Origin of the sequence: Novosphingobium sp. 32-60-15 (assembly GCF_002280675.1) — a bacterium.
In the GTDB taxonomy this organism is placed as follows: domain Bacteria; phylum Pseudomonadota; class Alphaproteobacteria; order Sphingomonadales; family Sphingomonadaceae; genus Novosphingobium.
This window is the reverse complement of the sequence record NZ_NCEN01000006.1, coordinates 1-13,890: the sequence shown is the minus strand read 5'-3', so window position 1 is coordinate 13,890 and position 13,890 is coordinate 1. Positions and strand designations below refer to the sequence as shown.

Below are 13,890 nucleotides of genomic sequence, written 5' to 3'. Positions count from 1 at the left end.
CTGTTCCGGCGCGCGAACGCAAGCGCGGCGTTAAGTCCGGAAGTTTGATTATCACGGAATTAACCATTGGTATAAGGCTCACCATAACCCAACCGGCAGATAACTGCCGGCATGGCTATAAGGTTTGTCCCCGTTACCGTCCTTTGCGGCTTCGCCCTTTTTGGGAGCGGGACCTATGCGGCCGAATTCACCGATTCTGCGCGGTTTGGCGTGCCTTCGGGCAAAAATGGCCAGGGTTCACCCTACCTTGAATGCGTGCCATATGCCCGCGCCGTTAGCGGCATTCGCATCTATGGCGATGCCTTGACATGGTGGGCACAGGCCGAGGGCCGCTATGCGCGCGGAAATCGTCCCAAAGTGGGCGCAGTGATGAGCTTCAGGCCGCATGGCCGCATGGAATTGGGCCATGTCGCCGCCGTCAGCCGCATTATCGATTCGCGCAACGTCCTGCTGCGCCACGCCAACTGGTCCGAGATCGACGGACGGCGCGGACAGATTGAGGACAATGTGCGTGCTGTGGACGTATCACCCGGTAACGATTGGAGCCAGGTCCGCGTCTGGTATGCGCCGATTGGCGATCTGGGCACAACCGCATGGCCGGTGAACGGATTTATCTATCCCGATAAGCCCGGACGGTCTGAACGGCTGACGGTCCTGTCATCTGCCGATGTTTCGCAAAAGGTGAAAGTCAGCGATGCGCCGGTTTCGCGGATCGGCGCAGACTTTTTGCGCGGCATCCGGCCAGAAGTCGCGGTTCCCTCAGCGATGGGGCGTCGCCAGGTAAGCTATGGCGCGCAAAAGCCGCTGCTGCCCCGCCCGGCCAAGCGCAACGCGGCGCTGGGCGATGACCCGATTGGCCGGATCATCGCCAGTCGCACGAAATAACGCCAATTACAGCGTTTTGATAATGGCCGAGAAATCGAGGCCAGCGTTGCCTGCATCAGCGAACGCCGCGTAAAGTTCTTCAGCCCGCGCGCCCATCGGCACTTGCGCGCCCGCATCGCTCGCCGCTGCCATCGCCAGCCTCAAGTCCTTAAGCATCAGCGCAGTGGCAAAGCCGCCCTGATAGTCGTTGTCTGCAGGGGTCTTTGGACCGACGCCGGGAACCGGGCAATACGAAGTCATCGACCAGCACTGGCCCGAGGCCTTGGACGAAATATCATAGAAGGTTTGCAGATCAAGGCCGAGCTTTTCAGCCATGGCAAACGTCTCACACGTGGCGACCATCGATGCGCCCAGCAGCATGTTGTTGCAAATCTTGGCAGCTTGGCCTGCACCGCTTGTGCCTGCATAAATGACTGTCTTGCCCATTGCACCAAGGATAGTTTCAGCGCGGGCGAAAGCATCATCGCTGCCACCGACCATGAACGTCAGCGTGCCGCCATTGGCTGCAGCGATCCCGCCAGAAACCGGCGCATCAACCATGGCATAGCCTGCTTCATCTGCTGCCGCTGCAACTTCGCGCGCGCTGGCAACGTCGATAGTCGAGCAATCTAGCAGGAGCGCGGTAACAGGCGCATGGCCGATCACGTCCGAGCCATAGACCGACTTCACGATGGCGCCATTGGGCAGCATCGAGACGACGGCATCGGCGCCCTGAACGGCTTCCTTGACCGAAGTGTACGTGGTGCAGCCGTTTTCCTGCGCGCGGGTGAGCGCGGCTTCGGCAAGATCGAAAGCGTGAACATCGTGCCCCGCCTTTACAAGGTTTGCGGCCATGCCGCCGCCCATATTGCCAAGTCCGATGAATGCGATTTTCATTGTGAATCTCCGCTCCCGCTTGCGGGAGGGGCCGAGGGAGGGCCTGTTCCCGCTGGGATTAAAGGTTGAGCGAAGGCAACATGCCCTCCCCTAACCCCTCCCGCATGCGGGAGGGGGACTTACCGTGATTAGCGACCAGTCCAGACGCCGGGGCGTTTTTCGATGAAGGCTTTCATGCCTTCGACTTTGTCTTCGGTGGCGGTCAGTATCTGGAAGGCGCGGCGTTCGAACAGCAGGCCCTGATCGAGCGTGGTTTCAAACGCGGCGTTGACCATTTCCTTGTTCACCATTGCGGCCATCGGCGGCATCGCGGCGATGGTGGCAGCGGCCTTCAGGGCTTCGGCCAACAGATCGGCAAGCGGCACGATCCGGCTGACAAGGCCTGAGCGTTCCGCTTCAACAGCATCCATCATTCGTCCGGTCAGGCACATGTCCATCGACTTTGCCTTGCCCACCGCGCGGGTCAGGCGCTGCGATCCGCCCATGCCGGGGGCAACGCCCAGCTTGATTTCGGGCTGGCCGAACTTGGCCGTGTCCGACGCGATGATGAAATCAGCCATCATTGCCAATTCGCAACCGCCGCCCAGTGCAAAGCCATTGACTGCGGCGATCCACGGTTTACGCGTGGCCTTGACCACGTGGCTGGTCCACTGCGAGAAGAAGTCTTCGTTAAAGAAATCCGAAGCCGGTTTGTCAGCCATTTCCTTGATATCGGCGCCTGCGGCAAATGCCTTTTCGCCTGATCCGGTAAGGACGGCGCAACGCTGCGATGGATCGGCCTGATAGGCCGCGAAAGCATCGATCAGGTCCGCCAGAACTTGCGTGTTCAAGGCGTTGAGCGCCTGCGGGCGGTTGAGCGTGATCAGGGTAACGGCACCCTGCTGTTCGACGAGGATCGTTTCATAGCTCATAGCGGTTTCCATTCGTCAGCAGCGCCCAGTGGCGCAAATATGGCATCAAGCAGATCGTCGGTCACGCCTTCGGGCGTTGCGGGCGACCATTGGGGCGCGTTGTCCTTGTCGACAATGACGGCGCGAACACCTTCGGAAAAATCGGGCAGAACCAGCACCCGCGCGGCAATGCGGTATTCCATCACCATGTTGGCGGCAAAGTCTGGCAAGGTCAGGCTGGTGGCGAGTTGGCGCAGCGCAACTTTGCAGGTCTGCGGGCTTTTGGTGGCAAGCGTTGCCAAGGTAGCCTCGGCAAAGTCAGATCCATCCGCAGTCAGGGCTGCGAGAATGTCCTCGTAACGGTCCGAGGCAAACAGACGCTCGATATCCTTGGCATGGGCCGCAATCTTCGGCTCAGGCGGGACCGCTGAGGCTTCGCGCAAGATCGTGGCAATCGCGGCAGGATCAGCTGCGATCCGAGCTTTTACATCGGCAAGGTTTTCCGCCGGAATATAGTGCGTGGCAAGGCCTGCCCAAACGCATTCCGCGCCATCGAACCGTGCGCCGGTGAGCGCCAGATACTGCCCGATCCGTCCCTTGAGACGCGAAAGGAACCAGCCGCCGCCCACATCGGGAAACAGGCCAATGCCCGTTTCGGGCATGGCAAAGCGCGTGGCTTCGGTCGCCACGCGATACGTTGCAGGGCCAGACAAACCAACGCCGCCGCCCATGGTGATGCCGTCCATGAACGTAACCACAGGCTTGCCGTACGTCATCAACAGATGATTGAGCTGGTATTCGTCGTGGAAGAACTTGCGGCCGCTCTCTCCGCCGTCGTTCAAGGCAGAGTTGCGCAAATAGGAAATGTCCCCGCCCGCGCAAAAGCCGCGGCCTTCGGAATGATCGATCAGGACCGCGCCAACAGCTGGATCATTGCGCCAAGCCAGCAATGCGGCTGTCATCATGTGCACCATATCGATGGTCAGCGCATGGATCGCCTTGGGCCGATTGAGCGAAACAACGCCTGCTGCGCCATCAAGCTTTACAAGAACATCGTTGGTCACTTCAGCAAGTCCCTTCCAACGATCATGCTCATAACCTCGTTCGTGCCTTCAAGGATGCGGTGAACGCGCAAATCGCGCCAGAAGCGTTCGATCGGGTAATCGCGCAAATAGCCGTAACCACCAAACATCTGCAGCGCGCGATCAACAATCGACGAGCCACTGTCGGTCGCCAGCTTCTTGGCCATGGCCGAAAAGCGGGTCTTGTCGGGGGCCCCGGACGTAACCTTGGCAGCGGCAAGATAAAGCAGTGCGCGTGCAGCTTCGAGATCGGTCGCCATATCCGCAATCTGGAACTGGGTGTTCTGGAATTCAGCAATCGCCTTGCCGAACTGGCGGCGATCCTTGACGTAGCCGACCGCCTCATCAAGGCAGCGTTGCGCGCCGCCCAGCGAACAAGCGCCGATGTTCAGGCGGCCACCATCCAGCCCCGCCATGGCGAAGCGGAAACCATCGCCCTCATCGCCGACACGATTGGCCACCGGCACGCGAGCGTTGTCGAACACGACTTGCGCTGTGGGCGAAGCGTTCCAGCCAAGCTTCTTTTCGGGCGCACCAAAGCTGACGCCGGGCGTGTCCTTGTCCACCACGATGCATGAGATGCCCTTGGGGCCATCTGCGCCGGTGCGAACCATGACCACGTAAACGTCGTTCATGCCACCGCCTGAGATGAACTGCTTGGTGCCGTTCAACACATAATCGTCGCCATCGCGGCGCGCGGTGGTCTTGAGCGCCGCAGCGTCCGAGCCGGAGCCGGGTTCGGTCAGGCAGTAGCTGGCCATCAGGTCCATGGTGACAAGCCCAGGCAAATAGCGCGCCTTGACCTCATCGCCACCAAATGAATCAATCATCCACGCGGCCATATTGTGAATCGAGATGAACGCGGACGTGGTTGGGCAGCCATAAGCCATGGCCTCCATGATCAGCGCCGATTCAAGGCGACCGAGGCCGATACCGCCCGATTCCTCGCTGACATAGATCGCGGCAAAGCCGAGTTCGGCCGCCGCCTTAACCGTCTCACGCGGGAAGACATGATCTTCATCCCATTGCGCGGCGAACGGAGTAATCGCGTCAGCGGTAAAGCGGCGGGCCATTTCCTGAATGGCAATCTGGTCTTCGGTCAGCGCGAATTGATCTGTCATGGCTGGCTCGCATATCCTCTATGTTCTGCGTGGGTTGCTAGGCGGTATGCCGCGCAACGTCCAGAACCCTGCACCAAATGCAAATGCACCCCCGCAGCGCAATATGGCTGCAGGGGTGATTTTGCATCGGCAAGGTCAAGCGAGCTTGGCGATCACATCGCCGAACAGAACCTCGTCGCTTGGCAGGACCTTGGCCTGCGCCAGAGGCTTGGAAACCCACGTTTCGTTGATCAGGTCACGCCACGTGATGTTGTTGTTGGTGCCATTGCCACCCCAGCTTCCGCAACCCAGCGAGAAGGTCTGGCGCATGCCGTTCCACAAGTTACCGCTGTTCGAAGCCGACTGTGGCTGGTTGACCATGACGCGGCTGGTGCGGGTGCCATTGGCCAGCTTCATGATGTTGGCATCGGACTGCGAATAGATACCGCAGCTATGGCCCTGCCCCTGATATGCCTGAATGGCGTTGGTCAGCGCGATCGCTTCGTCGATATCCTTCGCGCGATAAAGCGCCATTGTAACCGTCATCTTCTCGCCCGAGAATGGATGATCAGGGCCAGTGCCGGTTTCGGGCACGATGAAGAAGATCTTGCCTTCGGGCAGGCCGAAACCCGCCATCCCGGCAATTTTTTCAGCAGGCTGCGCCACGGCGTTGGCATTGATGTGGCCATCGACCCAGATCACGTTCTGCAACAACGTCTTTTCTTCAGGGGTCACGATGTAACCGCCCTGATGCTGAAGCTTCACAAGCATCTCGTCGTAAATGGCGTCGAGCAGGATGACGCTGTTGTCTGACGAACACGACGCGGCAAGATCCAGCGTCTTGGAAATGCGGATTTTCTCGGCAGCGTCATCCAGATCCGCCGTTTCATCAACCGTGATCACTGCATTGCCCACGCCAACGCCCAGCGCCGGAGTGCCGGACGAATAGGCTGCCTTGACCATCGGTGTGCCGCCGGTGGCCAGCACGCGGTCGCACTGGCGCATAAGTTCGTTGGTCTTTTCAACCGAAGGAATATCGATGCTGAGCACCAGGTCGGCCGGCGCGCCCATCTTGACGATGGCTTCGCGCATAAGATCGCAGATCAGCTTGTTGGTCAGCTTGGCGCGCGGGTGCGGTGCGACGATGATCGAGTTGCGGCCCTTCACAGCGGAAATCGCCTTGATCACAGGCGTTGCTTCGGGGTTGGTCGAAGGCGAAAGCGCACCGATCACGCCAACCGGCTTGGCGATCTTGACGATGTTGCGAACGGGATCTTCTTCCAGCACGCCAACTGACTTGTCGTCGATGATATCGTACAAGGTTGCGCGGGTCTTGCGGAAGATCTTGAGGTACTTGCCATCGTAATTGCCAAGCTGCGTTTCATCGACGGTATGCTGGGCAATCTTCTCGGCGACATCTTCACGCGCGACCGACCACACCATCGCGCGGATAAGCGCATCGACCTGCTCTTGCGTGTAGTTCGCGATCTGGGCCTGCGCGGCGCGCGAACGGGCAACAAGTGCCGCAATTTCAGTGGCTTCGGGTGACAGTGCAGTGGGTTGGGCGACGGCCATGATGCATCCTTGGCTTTCAGGATTGGGCAACCACGCCATGCGATGGCGGGTCTGGCTGCTCAAATCCCCTCGTTAAATTTATCGCAGTTGCCTGCACCCTCTCACGTTTGCAGGCAAGCCCACTTAATGCAATGCTAACCTGCAAAAATGCAGGTATCGTGCAGGTGACGGGGGAAGAGGTGCGCAATGGCCATCAATTGGAACGATCTTCAGGACTTTCTGGCGATTGCGCGCGCGGGCCAGTTGTCGCGAGCGGCGGCACAATTGGGCATAGATGCGACAACGATGGGCCGCCGCCTGCGCCGTCTTGAAACCCGCCTTGGCACGACTCTTTTCGAACAGACACGGCAAGGTCAGGTGCTGACCGAGGCTGGTGAGCGCATGCTCGAAGAAGTAGAGGCGATGGAGCAATCCGCGCGCCGCATTTCCGAAAACACCGAATCCGGCGCTGGCGCTGGCGGGCTGTTGCGAGTCAGTCTGTCCGAAGGGTTCGGCACATGGCTGGTGGCAGCACGCCTCGGCAGCTTTACCCAGCAGCACCCGCGCTTGATGATCGATCTGGTCGCATCCAGCGGCTTTCTCAGCCCGTCCAAGCGGGAAGCCGACCTTGCCGTAACCTTGTCGCGCCCCCGCGCAGGGCCAGTGATCGCAGGCAAGCTATCAGACTATGCCTTGCGCCTTTACGCTTCGACCGAATATCTCGAACAGCATGGCGTGCCGCAAAAGCCCACAGACCTTGCCGATGGCCACCCGCTCGTCGGCTATATTCCCGATCTGCTTTACGCGCCGGAGCTGCGTTATCTGGCAGAAATCGAGCAAAACCTGTCAGCCACGGTTCGCTCGTCCTCGATCAATGCGCAGCACAGCATTATTGCAGCAGGCGCAGGCATCGGCGTACTGCCATGCTTCATCGGCGATTCCGACAAGCGGCTCGTACCAGTCTTGCCAGAACGCTGCATTACGCGGACATTCTGGCTGGTGACGCACAAGGATACGCACAATCTGGCGCGTGTGCGGGCGTTCAAAGACTGGCTGATGGCGCTGGTGGCGCAAGAGCGCGGGCGGTTGCTACCGCGCTAAGCCGCGCGCAATTGGCCTCAGGCTTTGGCGACAGGCGCGCCTTCGCCAAGATCTTCAAACCAGGCCTCAACCGGGCCATTCAGCTTGATCGTCAAAGGATTGCCCTTGCGGTCCATGGCCTTACCAGCTTGAACACGCACCCAACCTTCGGAAATGCAATATTCCTCAACATTGGTTCGGACCACTTCCTTAAAGCGGATGCCAATTCCGCGCCGCAGTTTCTCTTCATCGAAATATGGGCTGCGCGGGTTTATCGCAAGCCGGTCCGGCGGCACATCGGCGCCAGAGTTTACGGGCGCTGCACTATCGGGAGCGGTTTCGGGCTGGAGCGTTTCATCAGTCATGGCAGCCGCAATTATCTTGATTGCCCCACTTGTCAATCAAGCCCCGCCGTCGTAATGGCCCGCCCCTGTCCGGCAGACCTGAAAAGTCCGCCCCGACGGGCGCGTAGCTCAGTGGTAGAGCACACCCTTCACACGGGTGGGGTCGCAGGTTCAATCCCTGCCGCGCCCACCATTGAACAATAGAGAAACTAAGGCTTTTCACGCCTTCTTGCAACAAATTTCTGACCCCCTTGTTTGATGGTGGTCAGTTCGTGGTCAGAGTTGTAAAGTTTGGCCAGTGCATGGATTTCAGTCCAAAGCGTGGTCAGGGCCTTTGTGACCGACTGCAATCTGGTTGGGTCGTATTTTGCGTAAATGCGAGTCGTACGCGCTAATTTGCCCTCATGCCCCAACATCTCGACAATATCGCGCTCTGGCACGGCTGGGTCAGCGTATAGGATCGTCGCCACGGTATGCCGGATGGTCTTGGGGTGAACGTCATCCGAAAGGCCGAGTGTGCGTCGCATGATCCGCCACGCTGTTCTGCGTGACGCAACAGTTGCGCCCCCTTCCCGCACCCACTTGCGCAGAACATGGCGAAGCGGGCGGATTGCTGGAATGATGGCGTTGCGCTTTTTGGTCTGCGGCGATGCGCCTGGTTGAAGGTCAATCAATCCCGTGGCTTCAATAAACTGCTTGCGCGGATCGAACTTAAGCGCCGCTTGTGGGCGAACGGCAGAAGCAAATTGCAGCGCGACGAACCTGAACAAGTCAATGTTGTGGCTGGCATACCAAGCGATACGCGCCATTTCGTCCTTAGTCAGAACTCGGTCGCGTGGTGGCGATGCGTAGCGTTCATCAAGATCGGCAATGCGTGGGGCAAGCGGGATGCGCATATTGGCGACGGCATGATGAACGGCGGCGCGAATGTCGTTGATGTTTCGCTGCACGGTTGCACCTGCAACACCTTCGCTTTTGTAGTCGAACGTCTCGCCAAACCATTCCAGATTAAAGCCGTGTGGAGCCATTCGCCATTCGCGGAACCGCTCAAATAGCGTTGGCGTTAGATCGGTGATCACCGCGCCCACCCCTGCCCTATCCTGCATAAGGAACGCGGCGAAGGTTCGCAGGGAGCGGCCTGTTTGGTCATTGTTGACTGTCTTGCTGCCCTTCTCGCGCCAGTAATTGACGAGGTGCGCAATAACGTTGGCTTCATGCGCTTGCTGCTTTCCGAGTGATCGAAGCTCAAACAGGTGCGCATCAAGTATGGCCTTCGCCTTCGTCAGTTCGGTCGTGCGAGTGCTGCGATAAATGACCGTGCCTCGTTCGGGACGGGCAATTTGCCAGACACCTTTCGCCCTGCCGTCGCGGCGGTAGTCGAGCCAAAATTCTCCGACGACATAAGGGGAGTTTTCGCGGGGCATAATTCCTGTGTCTCCGCACGGGCAAGGGTATCTAGTAGGCCGTGCTGCGCTACCAATTCGCGGATTTGTTCAAGGGTCAAGTTCGTGCCGCTTTCCTTTCGGAGTGCGCGCCTGATTTTCTCGGCTATTCTGTGCGCAGTCATACGCCCACCTTCCACGGTTCACGCTGGTCAACAGCCCGCACAGTCTCCACCACATCGGCAAGCGTCTGCCAGCGTTCGTAATCGGTGTCGGAAACGTATGTGCCGGCGCAATCCTCGATCAGCATGGCGATCTCCTGCATATCCAACTGGTCAAGCCCGATGCTGCGAAACGAGGCGTCTAGGTCATCGTGGGGGATGCCTTGTTCGGTTAGGTAGGTGGTTATTTCGGGGGGGAGGGTCATGGCTCAATCCTCGCATACAGGCGCTCAAGGGGCCGGTTTACGTCAACGGCGGTGCAACCAAGCGCCATCATGCATTGACGGCCAATGTCTTCAGCGCGGCTCATGCGTGGCGGCAATGATTGGTGGTCAAACTTTTCCAGCCATGACTGCAAGCGCGCCTGCATTTCAACAGCGCAAGGTTCGCCTTCCCACCATCCGGTCACTTCATAGGTGTGGCCGTGCAGTCTGCCATCGGGGCCGGTGTGCGCGACTTGTAATATGGCGCTGGCTCCGGTTAGTGCCTTAGTCATGCTGGGCAGGCCATGCTTCGGGGTCTGCAAGCGCGGCGATCAGGTCTTCTGCCATCTGCGGATTTTCCGACCGGATGCTGTCCGCGTATGCGCGAAGTGCAAAAGTTGCGTGCGGGTCTGCTCCAGAATAATCCAGAACGATATAGCGGGCACCTTCGCGAATGAGCTTCCCATCGCGGCGGGTGACGTAAAAGCGGTCTTCAAATCCGCCCGTGGTTGCGCGTGTTTTCATGCTGCTTCCTCGTCAAATAGTGTTGCGATTTGTCCGCGCCCTGCGATTGCGTGGCGCATGTGTGAATATCGAGCGAGGCCGGTTCCGTCGGCGCTGTCGGCACCAAGCCGCTCAAAGTGCGCCCATCGGTCGGGGTGATTGACGCGGCCCACATGAACGTGCTTGCCCAAGACTTTCGCGGTCCTGATTATGGCCTCAACATGGGGGCCACATTTCCAGCTGGTGGAACCGCCGATAAAAACGGCTGCGATCTGTGCCCAAGGAATAGGCAGGCTCTCTTGCCCGTCCTGACAAACCAGCGCCAAACGCCAGCCTGCCATTTGCGGTGCGAAGTGGGCGAACAGTTCAAGCGTCCGTTGCGCGTTGCCGACAATATCAGGCACGGCAACAAACAGGCAGTTATCGCGGTGATGTTCTTCGCGCTTTAGCAGGCTGAAAAGGCCGGGAACGTCCAGCTCCTTAAACCCGCCGTTGTCGATGGCCCAAGGGCGCGAAGGGTCACGCAACCGATAGCGTGTGAGCGGCGTCAACAACTGCCCGACTGGCAAGCCTATCTCGCGTTCGCATTCATCAAGGTCTTGGCCGTTGTCGAGCAGTGCGATCATCGCCCCACAACCTCCTCAAGCAAATCCATCAATTCAACGCCTGCCCAATATTCGGACGGGTTGCGTTTAAGCGCCTTCTCGGCATCTTCGGCTTTGCGTTCATGCGCCCATTTGGCGTAGGTCATGCGGCCTCCTTCTGCCGGTAGCGCTTCTGATATGCTGCCAAGTCCGGCGATGGGTCGGTAAGGTGCAAGCCTTGCTCAAGGCACTCGCGCTGCACGGCGTCCAAGAATGCCACCATCTGCCTAACCTTCATGGCGCTGGTCACATCGATCATGTCCATGAAGGCCACCTTTTCCTGATATGGCAGGGGGCGAATATGCTTGTCATAGGTGGCGCGAAATTCGGGGCTGGCTTCGCGTAAGATCGGAACGCCAAAGCGCAGTTTCCAATCACGCTGCAATTCAGCGCCAGTCCGGTCGCCAAGCTGCATCGCGGCCTCGTTTGCCCAAAGCCATTGCAGTTTGTTTTGTTCGCTGGTCCGGTCGCGGCCCTGTACCCATTCGACTGTGATCGGGAGGGTAAGGTTTCCAAGCAACCGGCCAAGGTCGATTAGATCGGCCTCGTTTGCGATGATTCGGTGAGGCATTATACCAGTTCCCCCTTGTCGCCTTTCCATGCCTGCCAGTAGGCGGCGGCTGCATTCATCGCGGTTTCACGGGTTAGGCCAATCGCAGACCAGCCTTTGACCGTGTGAAGTTGATGATGCTTTCTGCACAATGGAATTGCGTTGTGGTCTGATGCCTTGGTGCCCATGCCTTTGCTGTCAGGATCGGGCGTATGTGCGGCCTCTAGGTTGCCTTCACAGTCGCCACGGTCTGCCATTGCGCAAGGACGGCCTCGCAGCCATTGGTGATAGGCTTTCTGGACTTTCCAAGCAGGGCGGGCCGCGTTCTTTTTGCGTGGCCTTGTGTCAATCCGCATGGCTGGTTTCCCATACTTCTGGACTGCGCAAGTTCCACAACCGGACCGCTTCCAATTTCAATTCGTGCAGGTGGTGTTCGTCAGTTGCGCCACTAAAGTGCATTTCACCAAACGGGCCTTCACACTGGCAACGGTCGCAAGCAACTGCGCCATTTTGAAAAAACAGGAAGTTGTTCCCGCAAAATGGGCAGTCGTCCGCGCCTGCAAGTTCTTGATGGAAAGTCGTGATTGCCATCACCACACCGTGTCGTTGCGGAAAAATGGAATCGAATCGTCCAAATCATCGCCACCAAACCCGCCTGCATGGCCTTGGCTTCCGTCCGGTTCGCGGCGCTGGTCACTGCCCTGCGGTGTTCCCATGATCGTCACATGATCGGCGCGGCACTGGATATATGTTTTGCCGTTATGCTCCCGCGTGGACATTTCGCCCGACACGGCAACCTTGCTGCCCTTGCGCAGAATGCGGGCCAGCCCTTCGGCTCCCTTGCCCCACTTGGTTACATCAACCCATGTGGTGCTTTTGTTTTCGCCGTAGCCTGTGGAGACGCCAACCGAGAATGAGCAACGCTCGGTCCCGTTCTGCGCGGTCTTAAATTCGGCGTCTTTGCCGGTGTTTCCGGCCAATGTTAGGATGAGCACTGGTAGTCCTTTCAGAAACCAACCGCGACAAAGCGGCTGTGAATTGCGCGGACGGTTTCAACGTCTCGCTTGCAGTAGTCTGCGATCTTGGCGTGTTCGCCGTTGGCCCATGCGGCGGCGACCATCGAACCATCGAAGTCACCCTTGCCGGCAAGGCCAAGTGCATCGGCAAGACGATCCTGGCTGATTGTGTTGCGGACGCCCGCCCATGCGGTCATCGTGTCAAATATGTCTTGCGACCACGGCTTGATGTCGCGCGGGATGATCGTTGGGATGCGGACGCCAAGGACAATTGACCGGCACAGAATGAACCGCATGTCGAACGCGGCGACGTTGTGACCAATGAAACAGGCCATTCCCATCTTGGGCAGCGCGTCGAAAAACTGCTGCAAGATGATCGGTTCGCGGTCCGTGGTTTCCGCCGATAGCGAAACAGTCGGGCCGTCCTCGATTGCATAGCCAATGCAGCAAATGTGCCCATAGGCGGGGTCAAAACTGGTCTTGGCGACTGCCTCGTCTGTGGCGGTTTCGGCGTTTTCCTCCAGCCACTGCATGATGCTTTCCGGCTTCTTGATCGTTGCCGGTGGCTTGATGTTCTCCCGAACCTTGGCGCGATATTCCGGCGTCTGGTTCGGGATTGTCTCAAGATCGATATAAATGTTCTTCATGCTGGTTCCTCCACCATCGCAGCCAGCTTCTTGTTCAGCATGGCGCGGGCGCGGTCGAATTGGGCGGCGGGTAAATCCTTCACGCTCGGCACTTTGAACGCGGTGCAGAATGCCTTGCTGTCCGAATGCGTCTGCGTGATTAGATCGGTGATGATGGCCCATTGCATGTCTGTGAGGGGGCCTTCGGGCACATCGGCACGTTGTGCTGGCGCGGGTGCGGATTTAGCCTGTGTGGACTTTACAGCGGCGTTTCCGTCGTCGTCCTCTGTTGCCAAGCCAAAGGCCGTTTGCAGGCCATAGCGGCGGGCATAAGAGAGCGCAGAACCGAAACCTTGCGCGTCCTTCTTGGTGGCTGGCATGAACACGCAACCGGCGCTCATTTCCTGCCCGCTCTCGTGAATGTAGAACGTTTCGATCATCGCGCCGTTTTCGTTTTCGTGCTGGTGCTGACGATACCAAAGGCCGTGCCTTGTGATCGGCTCAAGTGCTTCGATCACGGCGGCAAGATCGGCATACTTGGACTTGAACGCGGGGTTAGCCTTGTTCTTCTTGGCGCTCTCCAGTTCGGGGAGTGCTTTTGCCAACGCTGCAATCAGCGACGGTTCAATTGTGGCTACAGCGTTCATGATGATGCCTTTCCACCGCGCGCCTCGAACGCGGTGCTAGGGGAGGGAGCGCTTTCAGCGGGGGGCTGTGAGGCAGCGCGGGCGGAACGAAGGGCGTAAAAATCAGCGTCGGTCTTGGTCATCGGAAGGATCATGTTGACCGGTGCGTTGATGGTCTTGCCGCATTGGGTGATCAGGGCTTTGATGATGTTCACTTGGCGCGCTCCTCAAGCATGGCGTCGGCCATTGCGTAGGCACGAATTGCGCAAGTCTCGTCGTCCCTGATTTCGCTAAAACTGGCACATGC

21 protein-coding genes and 1 tRNA gene are annotated in these 13,890 nt (G+C 58.7%); 3 read left to right on the top strand and 19 right to left on the bottom strand.

What is annotated here, in order from left to right; all coding sequences use genetic code 11:
• The first annotated feature begins 111 nt into the window (after positions 1–111).
• Positions 112–885 carry a CHAP domain-containing protein gene (locus B7Y89_RS06315; RefSeq protein WP_292936822.1) on the top strand — a complete coding sequence of 258 codons (774 nt, stop codon included), beginning with the start codon at positions 112–114 and terminating at the stop codon, positions 883–885.
• 6 nt (positions 886–891) lie between these two features.
• Here B7Y89_RS06315 and mmsB read toward each other — a convergent pair whose 3' ends face one another.
• The 5 genes from mmsB to B7Y89_RS06290 form a co-directional block, all read right to left on the bottom strand.
• Positions 892–1,761, bottom strand: coding sequence for a 3-hydroxyisobutyrate dehydrogenase (gene mmsB, locus B7Y89_RS06310; RefSeq protein ID WP_292936820.1), 870 nt, complete (start codon positions 1,759–1,761; stop codon positions 892–894).
• A gap of 128 nt (positions 1,762–1,889) precedes the next feature.
• A complete protein-coding gene (locus B7Y89_RS06305; RefSeq protein WP_292936818.1) occupies positions 1,890–2,672 on the bottom strand; it encodes an enoyl-CoA hydratase-related protein in 783 nt (260 codons plus the stop codon).
• The gene (locus tag B7Y89_RS06300) at positions 2,669–3,715 is read right to left on the bottom strand and encodes an enoyl-CoA hydratase/isomerase family protein (RefSeq protein ID WP_292936816.1); all 1,047 of its coding nucleotides are present in this window, start codon (positions 3,713–3,715) and stop codon (positions 2,669–2,671) included. Before B7Y89_RS06300 ends, B7Y89_RS06305 begins: the two co-directional genes overlap by 4 nt.
• Positions 3,712–4,854 (bottom strand): acyl-CoA dehydrogenase family protein, encoded by a 1,143-nt coding sequence (locus tag B7Y89_RS06295; protein WP_292936814.1) that lies wholly within the window; start codon positions 4,852–4,854, stop codon positions 3,712–3,714. The genes B7Y89_RS06300 and B7Y89_RS06295 overlap by 4 nt, the downstream gene beginning before the upstream one ends.
• Before the next feature lie 135 nt (positions 4,855–4,989).
• Positions 4,990–6,408: an aldehyde dehydrogenase family protein gene (locus B7Y89_RS06290; RefSeq protein ID WP_292936812.1), complete on the bottom strand. Its 1,419-nt coding sequence runs from the start codon at positions 6,406–6,408 to the stop codon at positions 4,990–4,992.
• 186 nt (positions 6,409–6,594) lie between these two features.
• Between B7Y89_RS06290 and B7Y89_RS06285 the strand changes: the two genes are divergently transcribed.
• Positions 6,595–7,488, top strand: a complete 894-nt coding sequence (locus B7Y89_RS06285; RefSeq protein ID WP_292936810.1) for a LysR family transcriptional regulator — start codon at positions 6,595–6,597, stop codon at positions 7,486–7,488.
• 17 nt (positions 7,489–7,505) lie between these two features.
• Here B7Y89_RS06285 and B7Y89_RS06280 read toward each other — a convergent pair whose 3' ends face one another.
• Positions 7,506–7,832, bottom strand: a complete 327-nt coding sequence (locus B7Y89_RS06280; protein WP_292936809.1) for a DUF3297 family protein — start codon at positions 7,830–7,832, stop codon at positions 7,506–7,508.
• A 97-nt stretch (positions 7,833–7,929) separates the two neighbouring features.
• Between B7Y89_RS06280 and B7Y89_RS06275 the strand changes: the two genes are divergently transcribed.
• A tRNA-Val gene (locus B7Y89_RS06275) sits at positions 7,930–8,004 on the top strand.
• Positions 8,005–8,020: 16 nt separating this feature from the next.
• On the opposite strand, the gene B7Y89_RS06270 is transcribed toward B7Y89_RS06275, so the two are convergent.
• From B7Y89_RS06270 to B7Y89_RS06210, 13 genes are all read right to left on the bottom strand, one after another.
• On the bottom strand, positions 8,021–9,235 hold the full coding sequence (locus tag B7Y89_RS06270; protein ID WP_292936807.1) for a tyrosine-type recombinase/integrase: 1,215 nt from the start codon (positions 9,233–9,235) through the stop codon (positions 8,021–8,023).
• 139 nt (positions 9,236–9,374) lie between these two features.
• Positions 9,375–9,620, bottom strand: a complete 246-nt coding sequence (locus B7Y89_RS06265) for a phosphopantetheine-binding protein (protein WP_292936805.1) — start codon at positions 9,618–9,620, stop codon at positions 9,375–9,377.
• Entirely contained in the window at positions 9,617–9,910 is a 294-nt protein-coding gene (locus B7Y89_RS06260; RefSeq protein WP_292936803.1) for a hypothetical protein, read from the bottom strand. The genes B7Y89_RS06265 and B7Y89_RS06260 overlap by 4 nt, the downstream gene beginning before the upstream one ends.
• Positions 9,903–10,142, bottom strand: coding sequence for a hypothetical protein (locus B7Y89_RS06255; protein ID WP_292936801.1), 240 nt, complete (start codon positions 10,140–10,142; stop codon positions 9,903–9,905). The genes B7Y89_RS06260 and B7Y89_RS06255 overlap by 8 nt, the downstream gene beginning before the upstream one ends.
• Positions 10,139–10,747 (bottom strand): hypothetical protein, encoded by a 609-nt coding sequence (locus B7Y89_RS06250; RefSeq protein WP_292936799.1) that lies wholly within the window; start codon positions 10,745–10,747, stop codon positions 10,139–10,141. The genes B7Y89_RS06255 and B7Y89_RS06250 overlap by 4 nt, the downstream gene beginning before the upstream one ends.
• Positions 10,744–10,872 (bottom strand): hypothetical protein, encoded by a 129-nt coding sequence (locus B7Y89_RS06245; protein ID WP_292936797.1) that lies wholly within the window; start codon positions 10,870–10,872, stop codon positions 10,744–10,746. Before B7Y89_RS06245 ends, B7Y89_RS06250 begins: the two co-directional genes overlap by 4 nt.
• Positions 10,869–11,336: a hypothetical protein gene (locus B7Y89_RS06240; RefSeq protein ID WP_292936795.1), complete on the bottom strand. Its 468-nt coding sequence runs from the start codon at positions 11,334–11,336 to the stop codon at positions 10,869–10,871. The genes B7Y89_RS06245 and B7Y89_RS06240 overlap by 4 nt, the downstream gene beginning before the upstream one ends.
• Complete coding sequence (locus tag B7Y89_RS06235; protein ID WP_292936793.1) at positions 11,336–11,572, bottom strand: hypothetical protein; 237 nt, start codon at positions 11,570–11,572, stop codon at positions 11,336–11,338. The genes B7Y89_RS06240 and B7Y89_RS06235 overlap by 1 nt, the downstream gene beginning before the upstream one ends.
• Positions 11,573–11,660: 88 nt before the next feature.
• Positions 11,661–11,906, bottom strand: coding sequence for a hypothetical protein (locus tag B7Y89_RS06230; protein WP_292936791.1), 246 nt, complete (start codon positions 11,904–11,906; stop codon positions 11,661–11,663).
• Entirely contained in the window at positions 11,906–12,310 is a 405-nt protein-coding gene (locus tag B7Y89_RS06225; protein ID WP_292936789.1) for a single-stranded DNA-binding protein, read from the bottom strand. The genes B7Y89_RS06230 and B7Y89_RS06225 overlap by 1 nt, the downstream gene beginning before the upstream one ends.
• A gap of 11 nt (positions 12,311–12,321) precedes the next feature.
• A complete protein-coding gene (locus B7Y89_RS06220; RefSeq protein WP_292936787.1) occupies positions 12,322–12,978 on the bottom strand; it encodes a hypothetical protein in 657 nt (218 codons plus the stop codon).
• A complete protein-coding gene (locus tag B7Y89_RS06215) occupies positions 12,975–13,604 on the bottom strand; it encodes an ERF family protein (protein ID WP_292936785.1) in 630 nt (209 codons plus the stop codon). Before B7Y89_RS06215 ends, B7Y89_RS06220 begins: the two co-directional genes overlap by 4 nt.
• Complete coding sequence (locus tag B7Y89_RS06210) at positions 13,601–13,798, bottom strand: hypothetical protein (protein ID WP_292936783.1); 198 nt, start codon at positions 13,796–13,798, stop codon at positions 13,601–13,603. The genes B7Y89_RS06215 and B7Y89_RS06210 overlap by 4 nt, the downstream gene beginning before the upstream one ends.
• Positions 13,799–13,890: the final 92 nt, after the last annotated feature.

What these genes read in the sequence shown, in the direction of transcription:
- B7Y89_RS06315 (WP_292936822.1), top strand. Translation starts at nt 112, where the DNA reads ATGGCTATAAGGTTTGTCCCCGTTACCGTCCTTTGCGGCTTCGCCCTT.
- mmsB (WP_292936820.1), bottom strand. Translation starts at nt 1,761, where the DNA reads ATGAAAATCGCATTCATCGGACTTGGCAATATGGGCGGCGGCATGGCC.
- B7Y89_RS06305 (WP_292936818.1), bottom strand. Translation starts at nt 2,672, where the DNA reads ATGAGCTATGAAACGATCCTCGTCGAACAGCAGGGTGCCGTTACCCTG.
- B7Y89_RS06295 (WP_292936814.1), bottom strand. Translation starts at nt 4,854, where the DNA reads ATGACAGATCAATTCGCGCTGACCGAAGACCAGATTGCCATTCAGGAA.
- B7Y89_RS06290 (WP_292936812.1), bottom strand. Translation starts at nt 6,408, where the DNA reads ATGGCCGTCGCCCAACCCACTGCACTGTCACCCGAAGCCACTGAAATT.
- B7Y89_RS06285 (WP_292936810.1), top strand. Translation starts at nt 6,595, where the DNA reads ATGGCCATCAATTGGAACGATCTTCAGGACTTTCTGGCGATTGCGCGC.
- B7Y89_RS06280 (WP_292936809.1), bottom strand. Translation starts at nt 7,832, where the DNA reads ATGACTGATGAAACGCTCCAGCCCGAAACCGCTCCCGATAGTGCAGCG.
- B7Y89_RS06270 (WP_292936807.1), bottom strand. Translation starts at nt 9,235, where the DNA reads ATGCCCCGCGAAAACTCCCCTTATGTCGTCGGAGAATTTTGGCTCGAC.
- B7Y89_RS06265 (WP_292936805.1), bottom strand. Translation starts at nt 9,620, where the DNA reads ATGACCCTCCCCCCCGAAATAACCACCTACCTAACCGAACAAGGCATC.
- B7Y89_RS06260 (WP_292936803.1), bottom strand. Translation starts at nt 9,910, where the DNA reads ATGACTAAGGCACTAACCGGAGCCAGCGCCATATTACAAGTCGCGCAC.
- B7Y89_RS06255 (WP_292936801.1), bottom strand. Translation starts at nt 10,142, where the DNA reads ATGAAAACACGCGCAACCACGGGCGGATTTGAAGACCGCTTTTACGTC.
- B7Y89_RS06250 (WP_292936799.1), bottom strand. Translation starts at nt 10,747, where the DNA reads ATGATCGCACTGCTCGACAACGGCCAAGACCTTGATGAATGCGAACGC.
- B7Y89_RS06245 (WP_292936797.1), bottom strand. Translation starts at nt 10,872, where the DNA reads ATGACCTACGCCAAATGGGCGCATGAACGCAAAGCCGAAGATGCCGAG.
- B7Y89_RS06240 (WP_292936795.1), bottom strand. Translation starts at nt 11,336, where the DNA reads ATGCCTCACCGAATCATCGCAAACGAGGCCGATCTAATCGACCTTGGC.
- B7Y89_RS06235 (WP_292936793.1), bottom strand. Translation starts at nt 11,572, where the DNA reads ATGGCAGACCGTGGCGACTGTGAAGGCAACCTAGAGGCCGCACATACG.
- B7Y89_RS06230 (WP_292936791.1), bottom strand. Translation starts at nt 11,906, where the DNA reads ATGGCAATCACGACTTTCCATCAAGAACTTGCAGGCGCGGACGACTGC.
- B7Y89_RS06220 (WP_292936787.1), bottom strand. Translation starts at nt 12,978, where the DNA reads ATGAAGAACATTTATATCGATCTTGAGACAATCCCGAACCAGACGCCG.
- B7Y89_RS06215 (WP_292936785.1), bottom strand. Translation starts at nt 13,604, where the DNA reads ATGAACGCTGTAGCCACAATTGAACCGTCGCTGATTGCAGCGTTGGCA.